The organism is Kiritimatiella glycovorans (genome assembly GCF_001017655.1).
Lineage (GTDB): Bacteria > Verrucomicrobiota > Kiritimatiellia > Kiritimatiellales > Kiritimatiellaceae > Kiritimatiella > Kiritimatiella glycovorans.
Window position 1 is genome coordinate 13,948 of the sequence record NZ_CP010904.1, and the last position, 16,621, is coordinate 30,568.

Here is a 16,621-nt window from a genome sequence, read left to right on the forward strand (position 1 = left end):
GCTCGGAGCGCCGCAGGCGCGATGCCACTACCCCGATTCGAGGAAATCGAGTACGAGTACGATGTGACGCGAGCGGAGTTTCCTTTGCTCACCGCAAAAATTACGGAGAACTCTCCGATGGGAGTTCATTCAAGGGCGCGATCCCCCCTGCCCGGCGTCAGATGTCGCGGGCGAGATCGGCCGCCAGGCCGATATAGGCGGCGGGTGTGAGCGCGAGCAGGCGGTCCCGGTCTTCTTCCGGGAGTTCGAGACCGCGGATGAACTCGTGCAGCGACTCGCGCGTGACGGCTTTCCCGCGCGTCAGCTCTTTGAGCCGCTCGTACGGATGTTCAAGGCCTGCCTTGCGCATGACGGTCTGGACCGGCTCGGCGAGCACCTCCCACGCGCCGTCCAGCTCGGCGCGCAGGGCGTCGCCGTTCGGCTCGAGCTTCTCCATGCCGCGCAGCGAGGAGCGGAAGGCGAGCAGCGAATGGCCGAAGGCGACGCCGATGTTGCGCAGCACCGTGCTGCCGCTCAGATCGCGCTGCATCCGCGAGACGGGGAGTTCCGCGGCCAGGTGCTCGAGCAATCGGCAGGCGATTCCGAGATTGCCCTCGCTGTTTTCGAAATCCAGCGGGTTCACCTTGTGCGGCATGGTCGAAGAACCAACCTCTCCGGCGCGCGTCTTCTGCTTCAGCGCGCCCCGCGACACATAGAGCCACACGTCGCGGTCGAGATCCAGCAGGGTGCGGTTGAAGCGTGCGAGCGCGTGGAATAGCTCCGCAAGCCCGTCCTGGGGTTCCACCTGGGTGGTGTACGGCGTCTGGGTCAGGCCGAGGCGCTGCTCAATGAGTTCCCGGGTGATCCGCGGCCAGTCGGCCCCGGGGCAGGCCGCCGCGTGGGCATTGAAATTGCCGACCGCGCCGTTCATTTTTCCGCGCAGGGGTACGGATTCGATGCAGGTGCGGTGACGTGCGAGGCGATCGGCATAGACGGCCCACTCCTTGCCGAGCGTCGTCGGAGACGCCGGCTGACCGTGGGTCCGGGCCAGCATCGGAATGTCCGCGTCCGCATGCGCCCGCGCGCGGAGCGCGTCGATAAGCTCCTGCTGTACGGTCAGCAACACTTCCCGCCCGTCCCCCACCATCAGCGTGTAGGCCAGGTTGTTGATGTCCTCCGACGTGCAGGCGAAGTGGAGGAATTCGGAGACGTCTACCAGCGAGGTGTCCGCGAGGCGTTCCCGCAGATAGTATTCCACCGCCTTGACGTCGTGATTGGTGGTCCGCTCGATATCCTTGACCCTGGCCGCGTCCTGTGCGCTGAAGTTGTCGGCGAGCGACTCCAGCAACGCCGTCTCCTCCGGGCTGAGCGCGCGCGCCTCCGGAACGGCGGGCTCGCCGCACAGGGTCTCCAGCCAGAACACCTCGACGCGGACGCGCTGGCGGATCAGCGCCGCCTCGGAGAACACGCCCCGGAGCACGGCGGTTTTGGCGGCGTACCGCCCGTCCAGGGGGCCGAGGGCGGTCATCGGTGTGAGTTCTTCCGTATCGATGTTCATGGATGTTTCCCCGGGTTAATATTCCTCCACCGGACCGTCCGCGCTCTCCTCCAGCTCGTCGACCGGCGAACCGAAGAAATGCTTGACCCATTGCGGTCTGTTCGAGCGGGTGGTGATGATGACGGAGGGTCGCTCTTCGGCCGCGATCCGCAGGCATTCCTTCGCGAACCGGCCGGTATGGATTGCCGAGCGGACCTCGACGCCGTGATCCTGCGCCTCGCGGATGATGTGCTCCATGCGTTCGGCGGCGATGCGGCCGTGTTCTCTCAGGACGTCATCCTCGTACCGCTGCTGGAGTTCGGGATACATGCCGAGATCCGTGCCGATAAAGTAGCGGGCCAGGTTGACGTCGACCACGTAGACGATGACCAGGGGGCGGTTTTCCGTCGCGGCGCGATCGACGGCCCGGCTCACCGCCTTGTCGGACTGCCGGAACGTTGAAAGCGCCAGCATCACGGGCGCGCTCATGATTCATCCTCCAGCACGGCGCCCCAGCCCGCGTTGGTGGCCATTTTCGCGTACCGCGCCAGCCATCCCCGGCGGATGCGGGGCTCGGGCGGGGTCCAGGTGGCGCGGCGGCGCGCGATCTCCTCGTCCGCGAGGCGCGCGGACAGCCGCCGGGAGGGAATATCGTATTCGATTTCGTCGCCGTCGCGGAGGAGCCCGATGAGCCCGCCCTCGGCGGCTTCCGGCGATACGTGCCCGATACAGGCCCCGTGCGTGCCGCCGCTGAAGCGGCCGTCCGTAATCAGCGCGACGCTTTCGCCTAGGCCCCGGCCCATGATGTAGGAGGTGGGCGCCAGCATCTCCTGCATGCCCGGCCCGCCTTTCGGCCCCTCGTGGCGGATGACCACGACATCGCCCTCTTTGACCCTGCCGTTCAGGATGCCCTCGCAGGCATCCTCCTGCGACTCGAAGATGACGGCCGGGCCGCGGTGGGAGCGCATGGCGGGCGCGACTCCGGCGGTTTTGACCACGGAGCCCTCTTCGGCGAGATTGCCCCACAGGATGGCGAGGCCGCCCTCCTCGCTGTACGCGCGATCGAGCGGACGGATGCACCGGTCGTCGAGAATCTCCGCCCCCGCGATGCGCTCGCCGAGGGTCGTCCCGTCGACCATCGGGGCGTCTTTGTTCAAGAGGCCGTCGATCCGGCCGATTTCATTGAGAATGGCGTTAATCCCCCCCGCCCGGTCGACGTCCTCGATATGATACGACGACGAGGGCGCCACTTTGCAGATGTTCGGCGTGCGGCGGGAGAGGGCGTTGATCCGGTCGAGGTCGTATTCGACCCCGGCCTCGCGGCTGATCGCGAGGGTGTGCAGCACGGTATTCGTGCTGCCTCCCATGGCCATATCGAGGATGAAGGCGTTGTCCAGGGAGGCCTCGGTAATCAGCTCGCGCGGACACGGGCCGCCGTCATGCGCCAGCCTGACCGCGGTGCGCCCCGCGTCCTTCCAGAGCTCCCTGCGGCGGGGATCCCCGGCCAGAATGGTTCCGTTGCCGGGGAGTCCCAGGCCGATGGCCTCGGTGAGGCAGTTCATGGAGTTGGCCGTGAACATGCCGGAACACGAACCGGCCCCGGGGCAGGCGGCGCACTCCACCGCCTCGAGTTCCTCTTCGCTTATGCGTCCCTGCTTGAATTCGGCGACGCCCTCAAAGACGCTGATCAGGTCCACCGTGCGGCCGTCTTTCATGTGACCCGCCGCCATGGGACCGCCGCTGCTGAAGATGGTCGGGATGTTGCAGCGCATGGCGCCCATGATCATACCCGGAACGATCTTGTCGCAGTTCGGGATGCAGATCATGGCATCGAACCCGTGCGCGCCGATCATGGATTCGACCGCATCCGCGATCAGCTCCCTGCTCGGGAGGGAATACTTCATGCCGGAGTGGCCCATGGCGATGCCGTCGCAGATGCCGATCATGTTGAATTCCATCGGCGTGCCGCCGGCCTCGCGGATGGCTTCCTTGATGAGGTCGGCCACGCCTCGCAGGTGTACATGCCCCGGGACGACCTCGTTGAATGAATTGCAGACCGCGATAAACGGCTTGTCGATGTCCTCGCGCTTCAGTCCGGTCGCGCGCATGAGACTGCGGTGCGGCGCGCGCTCGAACCCCTTTTTGACCTTGTCGCTGTTCATGACGGCCTCCTTTCCCGGGATTGACTCCCCGTCCGGTTCTGTTCATGGATCATGCAGACCGGAAGGGTCATCGTACGCGATTCGCCGCCGGGGTCAATACCGTCCCGGCGGGCACATCGGGACTCGAACGGTTTGCCGCGACCTGCTAGGTTGCGCTCCGCAATGGAGGCGGTGTTCGACAATATCCGGGTCGTCCTCGTGCGGCCGAAGTACGGCGGGAATATCGGAGCGGTCTGCCGGGCCATGATGAACGGCGGCCTGACCGACCTCGCCCTGGTCGCCCCGGATCCGCAGGCGGACTGGGAGGACGCACGGCGGCGCGCCCACAGTGCGGTGGACGTCCTGGACCGCGCCTGCCGCGTCGACACCCTGCAGGACGCGCTGGGCGACTGCGCGGCGGCGGCGGGCACCACGGCCCGCCCGGGCCTGTACCGCGCCCACGCCACGACCCCGCGCGAATTCGCCCCGCGTGCCCTCGAATGCGCCCGCGCCAACCGCGTGGCCCTCGTGTTCGGGCCGGAAGATAAAGGCCTGAACAACCGGGAACTGGCTTTGTGTACAGATCTGCTGCGCATCCCGAGCAGCGGGCTGTACCCCTCGCTCAACCTGTCGCACGCGGTCTATGTCTGCGCGTACGAAATCTTTATGGCCTCCGGATCGTTCGAGCCGGAAGGCGAGCCGACGGGAGACGCCGCGATCGAGCAGCGCGAACGCATGTATGCTCTGTGGCGGGAGGTGATGGCGGAAACCGGCTTTGCCGAACCGGAGAAGATAGACCATATGATGATGGGCCTCAGGCGCATCTTCTCCCGCGGCCGGCTCTCGGATAACGATGTGAGAATTCTACTCGGCCTGGCTCGCCAGACGCTGTGGGCCTGCAGGCGCAGGGACGGGAAGAACGGGGCCTGATTCATCCACTGAACAGCCCTATGCAGATCCATATTTTCGATCCCGATTTCGATCATCCGGAAACATGGCTCTTCGTAGATTTTTGTGGTGGAGCCGTTCGGGGAAGAGGCGGGATGGAAGACGACAAACGTTCGTAGTAGCGCCGCAAGCCTGCCCCCCCGGCAGGCCAGGCGCGTGAAGATAACGGCCCTTGTCCGCTGCGCGGACCTGCGGGCCTACTACGAACGTGAGAGAGAACGCACCATTTCTTTGCCTGTGCTCTTCTCATTCATCTTTGCGATCTCTGCGCCTTGGCGAGAGACCTTTCTTGTGTTTTCGGCCACGGATTACACCGATGACACGGATGAAATCTCGAAATCCGAATCGAAGTCGAAATCGGGATTCAGAGAGAACATAATTCGTACGCGTACTCGGAGCGCCGACGGCGCGATCCCATCCCCCGATTCAAGGAATTCGAGTACGAGTACCGCTTCGCTGAGTACGAGTACGACGGGACGCGAGCGGATTTCCCGTCGCCTCACCACAAAAAATTGCGTAGAACCGGAAACATGAACAGGGGGCGGACCCTGTCCGCCCCTGTTCCCGTGCTTTTTGCATCGCGGCGACTTTGCGCGGGGCCTCTTTAACCGGTCGTGATGTCGATCGTCCGGCGGCCGGACTTGTATTCCTCGGTTTTGGGAACTTCGACGTGGAGCACCCCGTTCTTGAAGTTCGCCCTGATGTTCTCCGTGTCCACCCCGTCCGGCAGCGGAATCGACCGCTGGAACCGGCCGTAGGAGCGTTCGGACACGTAGTAATTTTTCTTCTTGTCCTCGGACTCCTGCTGCTTCTCGCCGGCGATGGTCAGCACGTCACCGTCGAGCGTGAGCTCCAGGTCGTCTTCCTTCATCCCGGGCAGCTCGGCGTCGACCGAGATCGCGCTGTCGGTCTCCGCGACCTCGAACCGCGGGACGACCGCCCCGAACCGTTCCGTGTCCCGGAAGGCCGGCATTTCGCCGAAGAAGTCCTCGAACAGTTCGTTCATCCGGCGCTGGAAGCCCTCAAAGGGATCGTACCCTTCGCCTCCGCGACGCTGGACTTCGTTCCTCCTTCTCCTCGGAATCAGGTTTTTCATAATTACACCTCCTGGTTTGAACGCTTCATTCCATTCGCTCACCGCGGTGCGGCGATTCCCCGCATCCGCATTCAGCCCGTCCGGACTTCGATTTTCCTGGGACGGGCCTCCTCCGCTTTCGGGAGCGTGACCGTGAGCACCCCGTTCGCGAGATGCGCGCGGATGTGGTCCCGGTCCACGCCGGTCAGAAGGCTGAAAGAGCGGCGGAAGATTCCGGTCCGGTATCCCGTATGGACCCGGTCGCGTCCCTCCGCCTTCTCTTCGGCCTGTTCGCCGGTGACCGTCAAAACATCCTGGTCGAGCTGAAGATCGATTGCGTCGGCGGGAACGCCGGGCATATCGGCCGTCAGCACAATGTCCTGCTCCGTCTCGCAGATGTCGCAGGCCGGTGTCAGGATGGCGCGGTCGCGTGCCGGTTCCGCCGCTTCCTCCCGCGCGGGCCGCTCGTTCCGTTTAACCTGTATATTCCTGTCCGTCATGGTCGCCTCCATGGTTTTGTCGAGTGCTTATTCCTCTCCCGTAATCGCAATCCTGCGCGGTCGGGTGGCCTCCGCGCGCGGGAGCGTGATCTTGAGGATCCCGTCTCGGTACTCGGCGCTCACCTTTTCCCGCTCCACTTCGTAAGGAAGATGGATGCGGCGCGAAAACGAACCCGAAAGACGCTCCCTGCGATGCAGCTGCGCCCCCTCGCGGGGCTCGTGCGCCTTGCGCTCGCCCGAGATCGTCAGCTCGTTTCCCTGCACCGTGAGATCCATGTCTTCAGGCGCTACGCCGGGAACCTCGGCCGCGATCACCGCCTCGTCCTCACCGGTCCACATGTTCACCGGGGGAAAAACCGCCCCCGCTCTTCCATAGCCGCTCAGCAGACGATTCATGTCATCCCGGAATCGCTCCATGCTGTCGAACGGATCCCTGTAGTCCAACCAGAACATCTCGCACCTCCTTGTTAGTCGTTCCCTGTTGCGCCTTTGTTTAAGCATAGCTCGTGCCAGAAATGGGCAGGAATTCATAATCCTATGGCGGACAACTTTTTAAGAGCATTGCCATTTAATATATATGTGTCCCTCTGACTCATTGGAGGGGTCGCGGCGGGGCGGAAAAGGGACATAATGGCGCGGCGCGCCCGCGCACGTTTCGGTGCGTTCGGACGTGTGAGGGGCCGGAAAGGGCTTTTTTCGTACTCGAGTTCCTCGAATCGGGGGAGGGGGATCGCGCCTTCGGCGCTCCGAGTACGAGTACGAGTGCGCGTACGGATTATGCCCCCCTCAACCCACTTTCATGCTCTTGATGGCCGCGACGCAAGCCGTCAGGGGCCGCGTTGCGGGGTGTTTTGCAAGAGGCTCTGACTCTGATTCTGACTCTGACTCTGACTCTAATTCTGATTCTGACTCCCACACCCCGAAAAAGACCTTGCAAAACCCGTGTTGATCCTGTTGAATACTCCGTCCGTTTTCGATCGTTACGGAAAGAACATGCGCGTTCAGCGTGCGGGGCGGTTAAGATGAAAAAAGAGATTCATCCGGAATACCAGGAAGCAGTCATCAAGTGCGCCTGCGGCAGCGAGTTGCGCACCCGGTCGACGGCAAAGGAAATGCACGTGAACACGTGCGCTCACTGTCATCCCTTCTTCACGGGCAAGGCCAAGTACATCGACACCGAGGGCCGGGTCGAGCGCTTCCAGAAGCGTTACGCGAAGTTCATGAACAAGTGACGCGGCACACGCGGGCCGGCTCCACGGGCGGCGCGCGCCTGGAGCGTGAGGAATGATCGACCGGGCCTACCTCGAACGCCTGACCGGGCGCAGGGGCGAAATCGAAGCGGAGATGTCGCGGCCCGAGACCGCCGGCGACGCGGCCCGCATGCAGGCCCTGATGCGCGAATATTCGCGGCTCAAGGATCTCATCGCCGTCGCGGAGCAGTACCTGTCGCTGTCGGAACAGCACGAAGAGAGCCTGGCCGTGCTGGAAGATCCCGCCACCGAACCCGAACTCAGGGAACTCGCGGAAGAGCAGCGCCTGGAATCGGAAAAGGCGCTTCCCGCCGCCGAGAGAAATCTTCAGCTTGCGCTCCTGGAGCCGGATCCGATGGACGAGAAACCGGTCATCGTGGAGATCCGCGCCGGCACGGGCGGAGAAGAGGCCGCGCTGTTTACGGCCGACCTTTATAAAATGTACAGCCGATACGCCGAAAACGCCGGCTGGAGGACGTCGATTATATCCACCAGTGACTCCGACGCAGGGGGTTACAAAGAAATCGTGTTCGGGGTCGAAGACGCCGCCGCGTATCGGTGGATGAAATACGAAAGCGGTACCCATCGGGTGCAGCGCGTTCCCGAAACAGAGACCCAGGGACGCATTCATACCTCTGCGGCCACCGTAGCCGTCCTGCCCGAGGCCGAAGAGGTGGACATCGAAATCAATCCGCAGGATCTCAAAATCGACACCTACCGCGCCTCCGGAGCCGGCGGACAACACGTCAATACCACCGACTCCGCCGTCCGGATCACCCACGAACCTTCGGGCCTGATTGTGCAGTGCCAGGATGAGCGCTCGCAGCACAAGAACAGGGCAAAAGCACTTAAAGTATTGCGCTCCAAGCTTTTGGATCATCAGCGCCGGGAGGACGAAATGCGGGCGGCCGAGATGCGCAAGTCCCAGGTCGGAAGCGGGGACCGCAGCGAGAAGATCAGGACGTACAATTTTCCCCAGAATCGGGTCACGGATCACAGAATCAACCTGACCCTGTACAAGCTCGACCGCATCATGGCCGGAGAACTCGCGGAGCTGATCGAAACGCTCCGCGAGCGCGATCTTGAAAAGCGGATTGAAGCCGAGGTACAGACCGCCACGCCCCAAAACGGCTCATCCTGAGCCTGACCGCTTGGTCGACTTTTGATGCAGGTAAGATAAAGATGCGGGCAAACCCCGCAGCCGGGCACTGAAACGGCAACCCTTCCGTCCGGGTGTATTCATGAATCAGGCATCCTACGAAGTGCTGGTGGTCGGTGGCGGCCACGCCGGAGTCGAGGCCGCCCTGGCCGCGGCACGGCTCGGAGGACGGGTTGCGCTGGTGACCCTGTCCCGCGACAGCATCGGCCGCATGTCCTGCAACCCCTCCATCGGCGGGATCGCCAAATCTCATATCGTCTGCGAGATCGACGCCCTCGGAGGGGAGATGGCCCGCAATACGGATTATACCGGGATCCAATACCGGACGCTCAACACAAGGAAAGGCCCCGCCGTACAGGCCCATCGCGTCCAGAACGACAAGCAGGCCTACCCCCGCAGGCTGCAGGCCGTCATCGACGCCGTCAGCAGCCTCGATGTGTTTGAAGAAGAAGTCACCGCCCTGTGGATCAAAGACGCCCGGCTGCGGGGCGTCTGCACCGCACGCTCAGGCGTAATCGCAGCCGAAACCGTGGTGCTTACCGCAGGAACCTTCCTCGGCGCCCGCGTCCTCATCGGACACCAGAGCCGCGCCGAAGGACGCTTCGGCGACCCCGCGTCCGACCAACTGGCGGCCTCGCTGCGGGCCCTCGGCCTCTCCATGGACCGCCTCAAGACCGGAACGCCCCCCAGGCTCCACAAAGACAGCATCGACTACGCAAAATTGAAGCCACAGCCCGGGTTCGAGCCCCCGCCCTTCTTTTCTCTCGCCGCACGGAAAGAGCGGGATCGATGGTTCCACGTGGAACATTCCGGGGAAAGAGAGCGTGCGCGGTGTGCGATGTTCCACGTGGAACATGAGTCTTCCGAAATGGCGCCCTGGGTTCCGGGATCGGGGCAGATCCCCTGCTGGCTGGGCGAGACGAATGAACGCACGCACGAGATCATACGGGAGAATCTGGAAAAGAGTTCGCTCTATGGCGGGCAGGTTACGGGGACGGGGGTCCGGTATTGCCCGTCGATCGAGGACAAGATCGTGAAGTTCCCGGATCGGAATGCGCATCATGTGTTCGTGGAGCCGGAGGGACGCGGCAATCCCCGGGTTTATCCGAATGGCACTTCGAACAGCCTTCCTGTCGAGGTTCAGGAGGAGATGATTCACTCGATCCGCGGCCTCGAACGCGCGGAGTTTATCCGTCCGGGCTATGCCATCGAGTATGATTTCGTGGACCCGACCCAGCTGAACCATTCCCTGGAGACGCGGGAGGTGGAGAATCTTTTCTGTGCGGGACAGATCAACGGGACGACGGGCTACGAGGAAGCTGCGGGACAGGGGTTCGTTGCGGGGGTGAATGCGCTGAGAAAGGTGCGCGGAGCCGACCCGGTGCTGCTCGGGCGCGATGAGGCCTACATCGGGGTTCTGATCGACGACCTGGTGACCCGCGGGACGGATGAGCCCTATCGCATGTTTACTTCGCGGGCGGAATACCGCCTGCTGCTCCGGCAGGATAATGCGCGCTTCAGGCTCCGCGCGCTCGCGGAGGAGATCGGCCTGGTGCGTCCTGAGGTTCTGCGCGAGACGGACGGTCTGGAATCGGCGGTGAGCGCTGAAATGGAACGGCTTGAAACCACGTTCCGGGGCCAGTCGTCGCTGGCACAGCTGTTACGCCGCCCTGAGAACACCTACGAGGATCTTCCGGAGCGCGATGCGGGTTTGTCATCGGAGGCGGCCCGCCAGGTTGAGATCCGCATTAAATACGGCGGATATATACAGAGAGAACTGGACAAGCTTAAGAGGGCGAGGCCGCTGGAGGAGGTAGCGATCCCGGGGGGGATCGATTACCGGGGGATCGCCGCGTTCCGCTACGAGGCGGCGGAAAAACTGGACCGCATTCGGCCCGAGACGCTCGCGCAGGCGGCCCGAATCCCCGGCGTGAATCCGCCCGATATCGCGATCCTCCAGATGCATATCCGCCGCATGACGGGATGAAGGTCCTTTTTTTAAAGGGGCTCTGCGAGAGGCTTCTTTCACAAGAGGCTCACAAAGGACCCTCCGCGAACGACCGCCGCATCAGCTCTGCGAGAGCATGCTGCGGAGAGCTTCAGGCACGGCGCCGATGGCGTCATCGACTTTTGACGGATCCTTCCCGCCGGCCTGGGCCCTGTCGGGTTTTCCTCCGCCGCCGCCTTTGGCGATCTTTGCCACGGTGCCGAGAAGATTTCCGGCATGGACGCCGCGGTCCGTGCATTCGCGGCTCGCGGAGGCCGTAAAGCAGGCTTTGCCCCCGGAATGACTGCCCAGCACGATCACCCCGGATTCGAAGCGGTGACGCAGGTTGTCCTGGGCATGCCTCAGGGCGTCCATGGGCAGTTCGCCCATAAAGGCGGCGATCAGCGGGACGCCTTCAACCTCCGTCCGCTGCTGCAGGATGGCATCCAGATCCGCGGCGGCATCTTTCTTGCGCTGTTCGCGCAATTCCTTTTCAAGGCGCTTGCACCGGGTCTGCAGGGCGTCCACTCGCTCGGGCAGCTCGGCTGCGGGGACCCCCAGGCCGGTGGACAGTCGGCTCAGGATCTCGTGTTCGTCGCGGGCGAGCGACCAGGCCCCCATGCCGCACGCCGCCTCGATGCGGCGGATGCCCGAGGCGACCGACGATTCGGCGACGATCCGGAAAAGGCCGATCTCGCCCGTCCTGCCCACATGGGTGCCTCCGCATAATTCACGGCTGACCCCGTCCACATCCACCACGCGTACGGTATCGCCGTATTTCTCGTCGAATACCGCCGTAATGTCCTCGCGCTCACGGACTTCGCGGAACGGCAATTCATAGGTCTCCACCGGGGTATCCGCGATGACCCAGGCATTCACCCTGGCTTCTATTTCTCTAAGCATCTGTGCGTCAACACTTTCGAAATAATTAAAATCGAAGCGCAGTCGGTCGGGGGCGACCATTGAGCCGGCCTGGCGGATGGAGGCGTCCACGCATTCGCGCAGGGCGCGATGCAGCAGATGGGTGGCCGTATGGTGACGCCGCAGCCGCTGTCTTCGTTCGTGATCGATGGCCGCCGTCACGCGGTCGCCGGGCTTGAATCCGCCGCGCGTGAAGCGTCCGTGGTGGACGATGAGCCCTTCGGCCGGGCGAACGGCGTCATGGACCTCGAATTCGGCGTCTTCGGAACGGATCCAGCCCAGGTCGGCGAGCTGTCCGCCCGATTCGGCATAGAAGGGCGTTTCAGCCAGGAGGACGGTTTCGCGGTCGGGGACCTCCAGCACGGTGGTCTCGGTCTGGTGGGATTCATAGCCCGTGAACGCGGAGGCCAGTCCCCGGGCGGTCCATTCGGAGACCCGTTCGTCTTCTTCCCCGCCGCCGGCCTTGCTCGCGGCCCGCGCGCGCGCCCGCTGCTCGTCCATCAGTTCCCGGAAGCGGTTTTCGTCGAGCGTGAAGCCGCGCTCCGAGGCCATCAGCGCGGTCAGGTCCACGGGGAAGCCGTAGGTGTCGTACAGCTTGAAGGCCTCCTCGCCGGGAAAATCTTTAAACCCTTCCCGCTCAAGCTTTAATGCCGTATCCTCGAACAGCGCGATTCCGCGGTCGAGTGTTTTGAGGAAGCTTTCCTCCTCGGCCTTGAGGGCGCGGAGGACGGCTTTTCTGTTTTCCCTGATTTCGGGGAAGATTTTGGCGAACTGCGATTCGACCACCGGGAAGAGTTCGCCGAGGAACGGGCGGTCGAAGCCCAGAGTACGCCCGTAGCGCACGGCGCGACGCAGCAGGCGACGCAGCACGTAGCCCCGGCCGTCGTTCGAGGGAAGCACACCGTCGGCAATCGCTACCGAAAGGGTGCGCACATGGTCGGCCGCCACCCGCATCGCCACGGCGTGTTCGCCCTCGTAGTCCTTGCCCGAGAGCGATTTAAGTTTTTCAATCAGCGGGGCGAAGATGTCGGTGTCGTAATTCGAACTCTTTCCCTGTAGTACGGCGGTGATGCGTTCGAAGCCCATGCCCGTATCGATGTGTTTCACGGCGAGGTCTTCGAGCGTTCCGTCGGCGCGGCGGTTGTGCTGGATGAAGACCAGGTTCCAGATCTCGATCACGTCCGGGCGTCCGGCGTTGACCGCCTCCGCGGGCGCGTCGCCGCCGGGCGTGGCGTCGTAGTGGATCTCGGAGCACGGTCCGCACGGCCCGGTTTCGCCCATCTCCCAGAAGTTGTCCTTTTCATCGAAGCGCAGGATGTGCGCCGGGTCGAGGTCCGTCAGCTCCTCCCACAGCGCCGCCGCCTCGTCGTCGCTGCGGAACACCGTGGCCCACAGCCGGTTTTTGTCCAGGCCCCAGACCTCCGTAAGCAGCTCCCAGGCCCACTGGATCGCTTCGCGCTTGTAGTAGTCGCCGAACGACCAGTTGCCGAGCATTTCGAAGAACGTGTGGTGGTAGGTGTCGCGGCCGACCTCTTCCAGGTCATTGTGTTTCCCGCTGACGCGGATGCACTTCTGCGTATCGGCTACGCGCGTGTCCTTCGTTTCACGCTGGCCCAGAAAGAGGTCCTTGAAGGGGTTCATTCCGGCATTGACGAAGAGCAGCGTGGGATCGGTGGGCAGCACCACGGGGGCGCTGGGCACGATCGCATGGCCCTTTTCGCGGAAGAAATCGAAAAAAGAGGCCCGAATTTCGGCGGAGGTCATCATGATAATCTATCCGGTTTTCGTTCCCTGAAAAACGTTCCTTCAGCGCGGTGTTCTGAAGCGGGCGTTGCGCGGACGCACCGCAGGCGCCCATGATTGCGGATCTCGGGTTTCATGCAAGGAAGAAGCTCGATCGTGGATTTTTATGGAAGCTTTCCCGGAAAAGGAGGGATGCGGGAGATCGGGGGGAGTGACTGCGTAAAAAACGCTATCGCGGGGAGAGAATGGGATTCACCATGAAGGACATGAAGAGCATGAAAGTTGCTAGAGGGGGTGGGAGAGCCACCTGAGTTCAACATGGGGACACCCGGGGGAATATCGTACTCGTACTCGTGCTCGAATTCCTTGAATCGGGAAATGGGATCGCGCCTTCGGCGCTCCGAGTACGCGTACGAGTACGGGTACGAATTATGTTCACCCTCCTCAACCAACCTTCATGTCCTTCATGTGAAGGTAGGGACGGACCTCCGGGCCGTCCGCAAAACCGGCGCGCTCGGAGATCGCGCCCTACCGAAGAGGTGCAAGCCGAACCCATGCGTGAGGGTAGGGGCGGACCTGCGGGCCTGCTACGAACGTAAGAGAGACCACGGATGGGGTCTCGAATTCCGAATCGAAGTCCACATCGGGATTCACAGACATGATTCGTACTCCTACTCGTACTCGTACGCGCACTCGGAGCGCCGGAGGCGCGTTTTTTCCAGTTCAAGAAATCGAGTACGAGTACCGCTTCGTTGAGTACGTTTACGAGCACGATGTGACGGGAGCGGATTTCCGGTCCAGCCACTCAACAGGATCATAGAGCGGCCCGGCTCCAAAATCCGTTTTAATCCGCACCGTCTGCGGCAAGTCAATCCAGCCGACCGTTCGGCGCCCGGATCGGGCTGCCGGGCGAAAAAATTCTTCCCGTGCTTGTCGCGCGGAGATCGTCGATTATACTGCCGCGAAAGAGGAGGGCGCATATGGGTACCGTGAACCGGTTGCTGGATTCCAAAGGAAGGGACGTGCTGTCGGTAAGTGCCGACACGCCGGTATACGACGCACTGAAAGAGATGGAAGACCGCGCGATGGGGTCGTCGCTGATCCTTGAGGACGGCAAGCTCGTAGGGATCATCACCGAGCGCGACTGTACGCGCAAGGTCGTGCTGGAGGACAAGGACATCCACCAGATGAAGGTCCGCGACATCATGAGCACCGATCTGGCGACGATACTTCCCGACGAATCTCTCGAGGAGTGCATGCGCCTGATCACTGCGAATCGCATCCGCCACCTGCCGGTCGTGGATGAGAACGGCGAGGTCGGCGGCGTGGTGTCGATCGGCGACGTGGTCAAGTATCTGGTCACCGAAAAAGAGTTCGTGATCAAGAACCTCGAAAACTACATCACCGGCACGGGGATGTGACGGCAACGGTTCCGCGCTGACCGGGAGGGGCGTGATCGGGGACGGGTTGTGGAAAGCTCCGCATCCTGTGGAATCTGCACCCCCGGAGGCGCCCGTCCGGGCGGTCAGCGTTTCCGGCGCCGGTTGATCTCGTCGGCGGGGATGAAGATCAGGACCTTGGTTTCGAGTTCCGGCTCCTCGATCCAGAGCGAGAGCGGGAAGAGTTCGTAGTCCTCGATCCCCGCCTCGTCCAGCTCCAGGCTCGGATCGCCGCCCTTCAGGTAGAACAGTCCGCGGCGCTCCTCCCCGTGCGCACCCGCCCCGATGCGTCCGCGGAGCCAGTCGCACAGGGTCGCCAGCGATTTCAGCGCGCGGCCCGTGACGAAATCGAACCGCTCCTCCATGGATTCGATTCTCGCGCGCCGGACCTCGACATTAGCGAGTTCCAGCCGGTCGACGAGGTCTTCCAGCACGCGGGTTTTCTTGGCCACGGAGTCCACCAGGGTGAACCGGCAGTCGGGGCGCAGGATGGCCAGCGGGAGTCCCGGCAGGCCGCCCCCGCTGCCCGCATCCATGATGGCGGAGTCGGCGGGAAAATCGACGGCGCGCAGTACGGCGAGCGAGGGCAGCAGGTGTTTGCGTTCGAAGTTGGGCATATCCCGTCGGGAGACGAGATTGATGCGTTCATTCCACCAGCCCAGCAGGCGCGCATATTCGGCGAGTACGTGTCGCTGGTTCTCGTCGAGTTCGGGAAAGTTCTGTCGGACCAGCGGAAGTGGCTCACTCATGGGTAGCGGCCCGGCTCGGTCAGGCCGGCCGTTTCATCGAGGCCGAACATGAGGTTCATATTCTGGAGCGCGTTCCCCGCCTGACCCTTCATCAGGTTGTCGATATGCGAGATCACGCGCAGGCGCCCCGTGCGCTCATCGACATCGATCAGCAGCAGGGCGCGGTTGGAGCCGCGCACGTGGTGGGTGCCGGCCGGGACGGAGCGGTCGCAGACCCGCACGAACGGCGCATCCGCATAAAAGTCCCGGTAGGCCGCCAGTGCGCGGGCGTAATCGACGCCCTCCTCCAGCGTGCCGTAGAGCGAGGTCATGATCCCGCGGCACACCGGCACCACCTGAGTGGTGAAGGTCAGGGCGATCCGGCGGCCGGCGCGGGCGCTCAGTTCGTGTTCCACTTCGACGAGGTGCTGGTGCCCGCCGAGCTTGTACGCGTTCATCTGCTCGTACCGTGCGGGATAATGAAAGACGGGACTGGCCTTCTTTCCTGCGCCGGACACCCCGGTCTTGCCGTCGGCGATCAGGGTTCCCGGGGCGGCCAGCTTCGCGCCGACGGCCGGGACGAGCCCCAGGAGGGCGCTGATCGCGAAACAGCCCGGGTTGCCGACCAGGCGCGCGCCGGCGATGGCGTCGCGATGGAATTCCGGGACCCCGTACACGGCCTCTTCGAGCAGGTCCGGCGAGGCGTGTTCGGGTTCGCGTCCAATGAAGTTCGCGTAATCGGCGTACGATTCGGCGGACCCGAACCGGAAATCGCCGCTGTAATCGATCACCTTCGCGCCCCGTTCCAGTTCCCCGGCCGCCGCCTGCATCCCGACCCCGTCGGGGGTGGAAAAGAACACCACATCGTACGTTTCGCATGCGCGGTCCGAATCCGGCGTGCAGATCTCCAGATCGCAGTACCCCGCCAGGTGCGGGTAGAGATCCGAAATCGGCCGGCCTGCGTCCACCACATCGACAAGGGCGGCCGGTTCGACTTCGGGATGCCGCATGAGCAGTTCCAGTATCCCGACGCCGCCGTAGCCGCCCGCGCCCACAATTTTGGCCTTGATCATGACAGGTCTCCGTTTCCCGGTTTGAAAGGGCGCGACTATAAGCCTTTTCGCCCGCCTCCGCCAAGAAATCCCGGGCCCGGACCTGCTCATAAAAAGGTTCCCTCGTTTCCGGCTGGACGTCGCCTTAGCGTTCAACTATGA

General features: G+C 63.2%; 14 protein-coding genes. 5 read left to right on the forward strand and 9 right to left on the reverse strand.

Features of this window, described 5'->3' with window-relative positions:
• Window positions 1-157: 157 nt before the first annotated feature.
• From purB to ilvD, 3 genes are read right to left on the reverse strand one after another with little or no spacing between them, the layout of a single operon-like run.
• Window positions 158-1,537 (reverse strand): adenylosuccinate lyase, encoded by a 1,380-nt coding sequence (gene purB / locus L21SP4_RS00080; protein ID WP_052880751.1) that lies wholly within the window; start codon window positions 1,535-1,537, stop codon window positions 158-160.
• Window positions 1,538-1,552: 15 nt separating this feature from the next.
• Complete coding sequence (locus L21SP4_RS12790) at window positions 1,553-2,005, reverse strand: universal stress protein (RefSeq protein ID WP_052880752.1); 453 nt, start codon at window positions 2,003-2,005, stop codon at window positions 1,553-1,555.
• Entirely contained in the window at window positions 2,002-3,678 is a 1,677-nt protein-coding gene (gene ilvD, locus L21SP4_RS00090; protein WP_052880753.1) for a dihydroxy-acid dehydratase, read from the reverse strand. The genes L21SP4_RS12790 and ilvD overlap by 4 nt, the downstream gene beginning before the upstream one ends.
• Before the next feature lie 171 nt (window positions 3,679-3,849).
• On the opposite strand from ilvD, the gene L21SP4_RS00095 reads away from it, so the two are divergent.
• Window positions 3,850-4,587: an RNA methyltransferase gene (locus L21SP4_RS00095; RefSeq protein WP_160300592.1), complete on the forward strand. Its 738-nt coding sequence runs from the start codon at window positions 3,850-3,852 to the stop codon at window positions 4,585-4,587.
• Window positions 4,588-5,209: 622 nt separating this feature from the next.
• Here L21SP4_RS00095 and L21SP4_RS00105 read toward each other — a convergent pair.
• The 3 genes from L21SP4_RS00105 to L21SP4_RS00115 form a co-directional block, all read right to left on the reverse strand.
• On the reverse strand, window positions 5,210-5,701 hold the full coding sequence (locus tag L21SP4_RS00105) for an Hsp20/alpha crystallin family protein (RefSeq protein WP_052880756.1): 492 nt from the start codon (window positions 5,699-5,701) through the stop codon (window positions 5,210-5,212).
• Window positions 5,702-5,772: 71 nt separating this feature from the next.
• On the reverse strand, window positions 5,773-6,180 hold the full coding sequence (locus L21SP4_RS00110; protein ID WP_074041499.1) for an Hsp20/alpha crystallin family protein: 408 nt from the start codon (window positions 6,178-6,180) through the stop codon (window positions 5,773-5,775).
• A gap of 27 nt (window positions 6,181-6,207) precedes the next feature.
• Window positions 6,208-6,633, reverse strand: a complete 426-nt coding sequence (locus L21SP4_RS00115) for an Hsp20/alpha crystallin family protein (protein WP_052880758.1) — start codon at window positions 6,631-6,633, stop codon at window positions 6,208-6,210.
• Window positions 6,634-7,202: 569 nt separating this feature from the next.
• On the opposite strand from L21SP4_RS00115, the gene rpmE reads away from it, so the two are divergent.
• The 3 genes from rpmE to L21SP4_RS00130 all read left to right on the forward strand — a co-directional run bounded on the left by rpmE (window position 7,203) and on the right by L21SP4_RS00130 (window position 10,576).
• Window positions 7,203-7,412, forward strand: a complete 210-nt coding sequence (rpmE, locus tag L21SP4_RS00120) for a 50S ribosomal protein L31 (RefSeq protein WP_052880759.1) — start codon at window positions 7,203-7,205, stop codon at window positions 7,410-7,412.
• 52 nt (window positions 7,413-7,464) lie between these two features.
• Complete coding sequence (gene prfA / locus L21SP4_RS00125) at window positions 7,465-8,571, forward strand: peptide chain release factor 1 (RefSeq protein WP_052880760.1); 1,107 nt, start codon at window positions 7,465-7,467, stop codon at window positions 8,569-8,571.
• A 100-nt stretch (window positions 8,572-8,671) separates the two neighbouring features.
• Window positions 8,672-10,576, forward strand: a complete 1,905-nt coding sequence (locus L21SP4_RS00130; RefSeq protein WP_052880761.1) for a tRNA uridine-5-carboxymethylaminomethyl modification enzyme MnmG/GidA — start codon at window positions 8,672-8,674, stop codon at window positions 10,574-10,576.
• 81 nt (window positions 10,577-10,657) lie between these two features.
• Here L21SP4_RS00130 and alaS read toward each other — a convergent pair whose 3' ends face one another.
• On the reverse strand, window positions 10,658-13,264 hold the full coding sequence (gene alaS, locus L21SP4_RS00135; RefSeq protein ID WP_074041292.1) for an alanine--tRNA ligase: 2,607 nt from the start codon (window positions 13,262-13,264) through the stop codon (window positions 10,658-10,660).
• Between the two features lie 956 nt (window positions 13,265-14,220).
• On the opposite strand from alaS, the gene L21SP4_RS00140 reads away from it, so the two are divergent.
• Window positions 14,221-14,661 (forward strand): CBS domain-containing protein, encoded by a 441-nt coding sequence (locus L21SP4_RS00140; protein ID WP_052880762.1) that lies wholly within the window; start codon window positions 14,221-14,223, stop codon window positions 14,659-14,661.
• A 104-nt stretch (window positions 14,662-14,765) separates the two neighbouring features.
• Here L21SP4_RS00140 and rsmG read toward each other — a convergent pair whose 3' ends face one another.
• Together rsmG and argC are read right to left on the reverse strand one after the other, a co-directional pair.
• Window positions 14,766-15,428: a 16S rRNA (guanine(527)-N(7))-methyltransferase RsmG gene (rsmG, locus tag L21SP4_RS00145; protein WP_052880763.1), complete on the reverse strand. Its 663-nt coding sequence runs from the start codon at window positions 15,426-15,428 to the stop codon at window positions 14,766-14,768.
• A complete protein-coding gene (argC, locus tag L21SP4_RS00150) occupies window positions 15,425-16,480 on the reverse strand; it encodes an N-acetyl-gamma-glutamyl-phosphate reductase (protein WP_052880764.1) in 1,056 nt (351 codons plus the stop codon). The genes rsmG and argC overlap by 4 nt, the downstream gene beginning before the upstream one ends.
• Window positions 16,481-16,621: the final 141 nt, after the last annotated feature.

Excerpts from the sequence above, each read along its gene's own strand:
- L21SP4_RS00115 (WP_052880758.1), bottom strand. The coding sequence starts at position 6,633 with ATGTTCTGGTTGGACTACAGGGATCCGTTCGACAGCATGGAGCGATTC.
- purB (WP_052880751.1), bottom strand. The coding sequence starts at position 1,537 with ATGAACATCGATACGGAAGAACTCACACCGATGACCGCCCTCGGCCCC.
- L21SP4_RS00140 (WP_052880762.1), top strand. The coding sequence starts at position 14,221 with ATGGGTACCGTGAACCGGTTGCTGGATTCCAAAGGAAGGGACGTGCTG.
- L21SP4_RS00110 (WP_074041499.1), bottom strand. The coding sequence starts at position 6,180 with ATGACGGACAGGAATATACAGGTTAAACGGAACGAGCGGCCCGCGCGG.
- rsmG (WP_052880763.1), bottom strand. The coding sequence starts at position 15,428 with ATGAGTGAGCCACTTCCGCTGGTCCGACAGAACTTTCCCGAACTCGAC.
- L21SP4_RS00130 (WP_052880761.1), top strand. The coding sequence starts at position 8,672 with ATGAATCAGGCATCCTACGAAGTGCTGGTGGTCGGTGGCGGCCACGCC.
- alaS (WP_074041292.1), bottom strand. The coding sequence starts at position 13,264 with ATGATGACCTCCGCCGAAATTCGGGCCTCTTTTTTCGATTTCTTCCGC.
- argC (WP_052880764.1), bottom strand. The coding sequence starts at position 16,480 with ATGATCAAGGCCAAAATTGTGGGCGCGGGCGGCTACGGCGGCGTCGGG.
- rpmE (WP_052880759.1), top strand. The coding sequence starts at position 7,203 with ATGAAAAAAGAGATTCATCCGGAATACCAGGAAGCAGTCATCAAGTGC.
- L21SP4_RS00105 (WP_052880756.1), bottom strand. The coding sequence starts at position 5,701 with ATGAAAAACCTGATTCCGAGGAGAAGGAGGAACGAAGTCCAGCGTCGC.
- L21SP4_RS12790 (WP_052880752.1), bottom strand. The coding sequence starts at position 2,005 with ATGAGCGCGCCCGTGATGCTGGCGCTTTCAACGTTCCGGCAGTCCGAC.
- ilvD (WP_052880753.1), bottom strand. The coding sequence starts at position 3,678 with ATGAACAGCGACAAGGTCAAAAAGGGGTTCGAGCGCGCGCCGCACCGC.
- prfA (WP_052880760.1), top strand. The coding sequence starts at position 7,465 with ATGATCGACCGGGCCTACCTCGAACGCCTGACCGGGCGCAGGGGCGAA.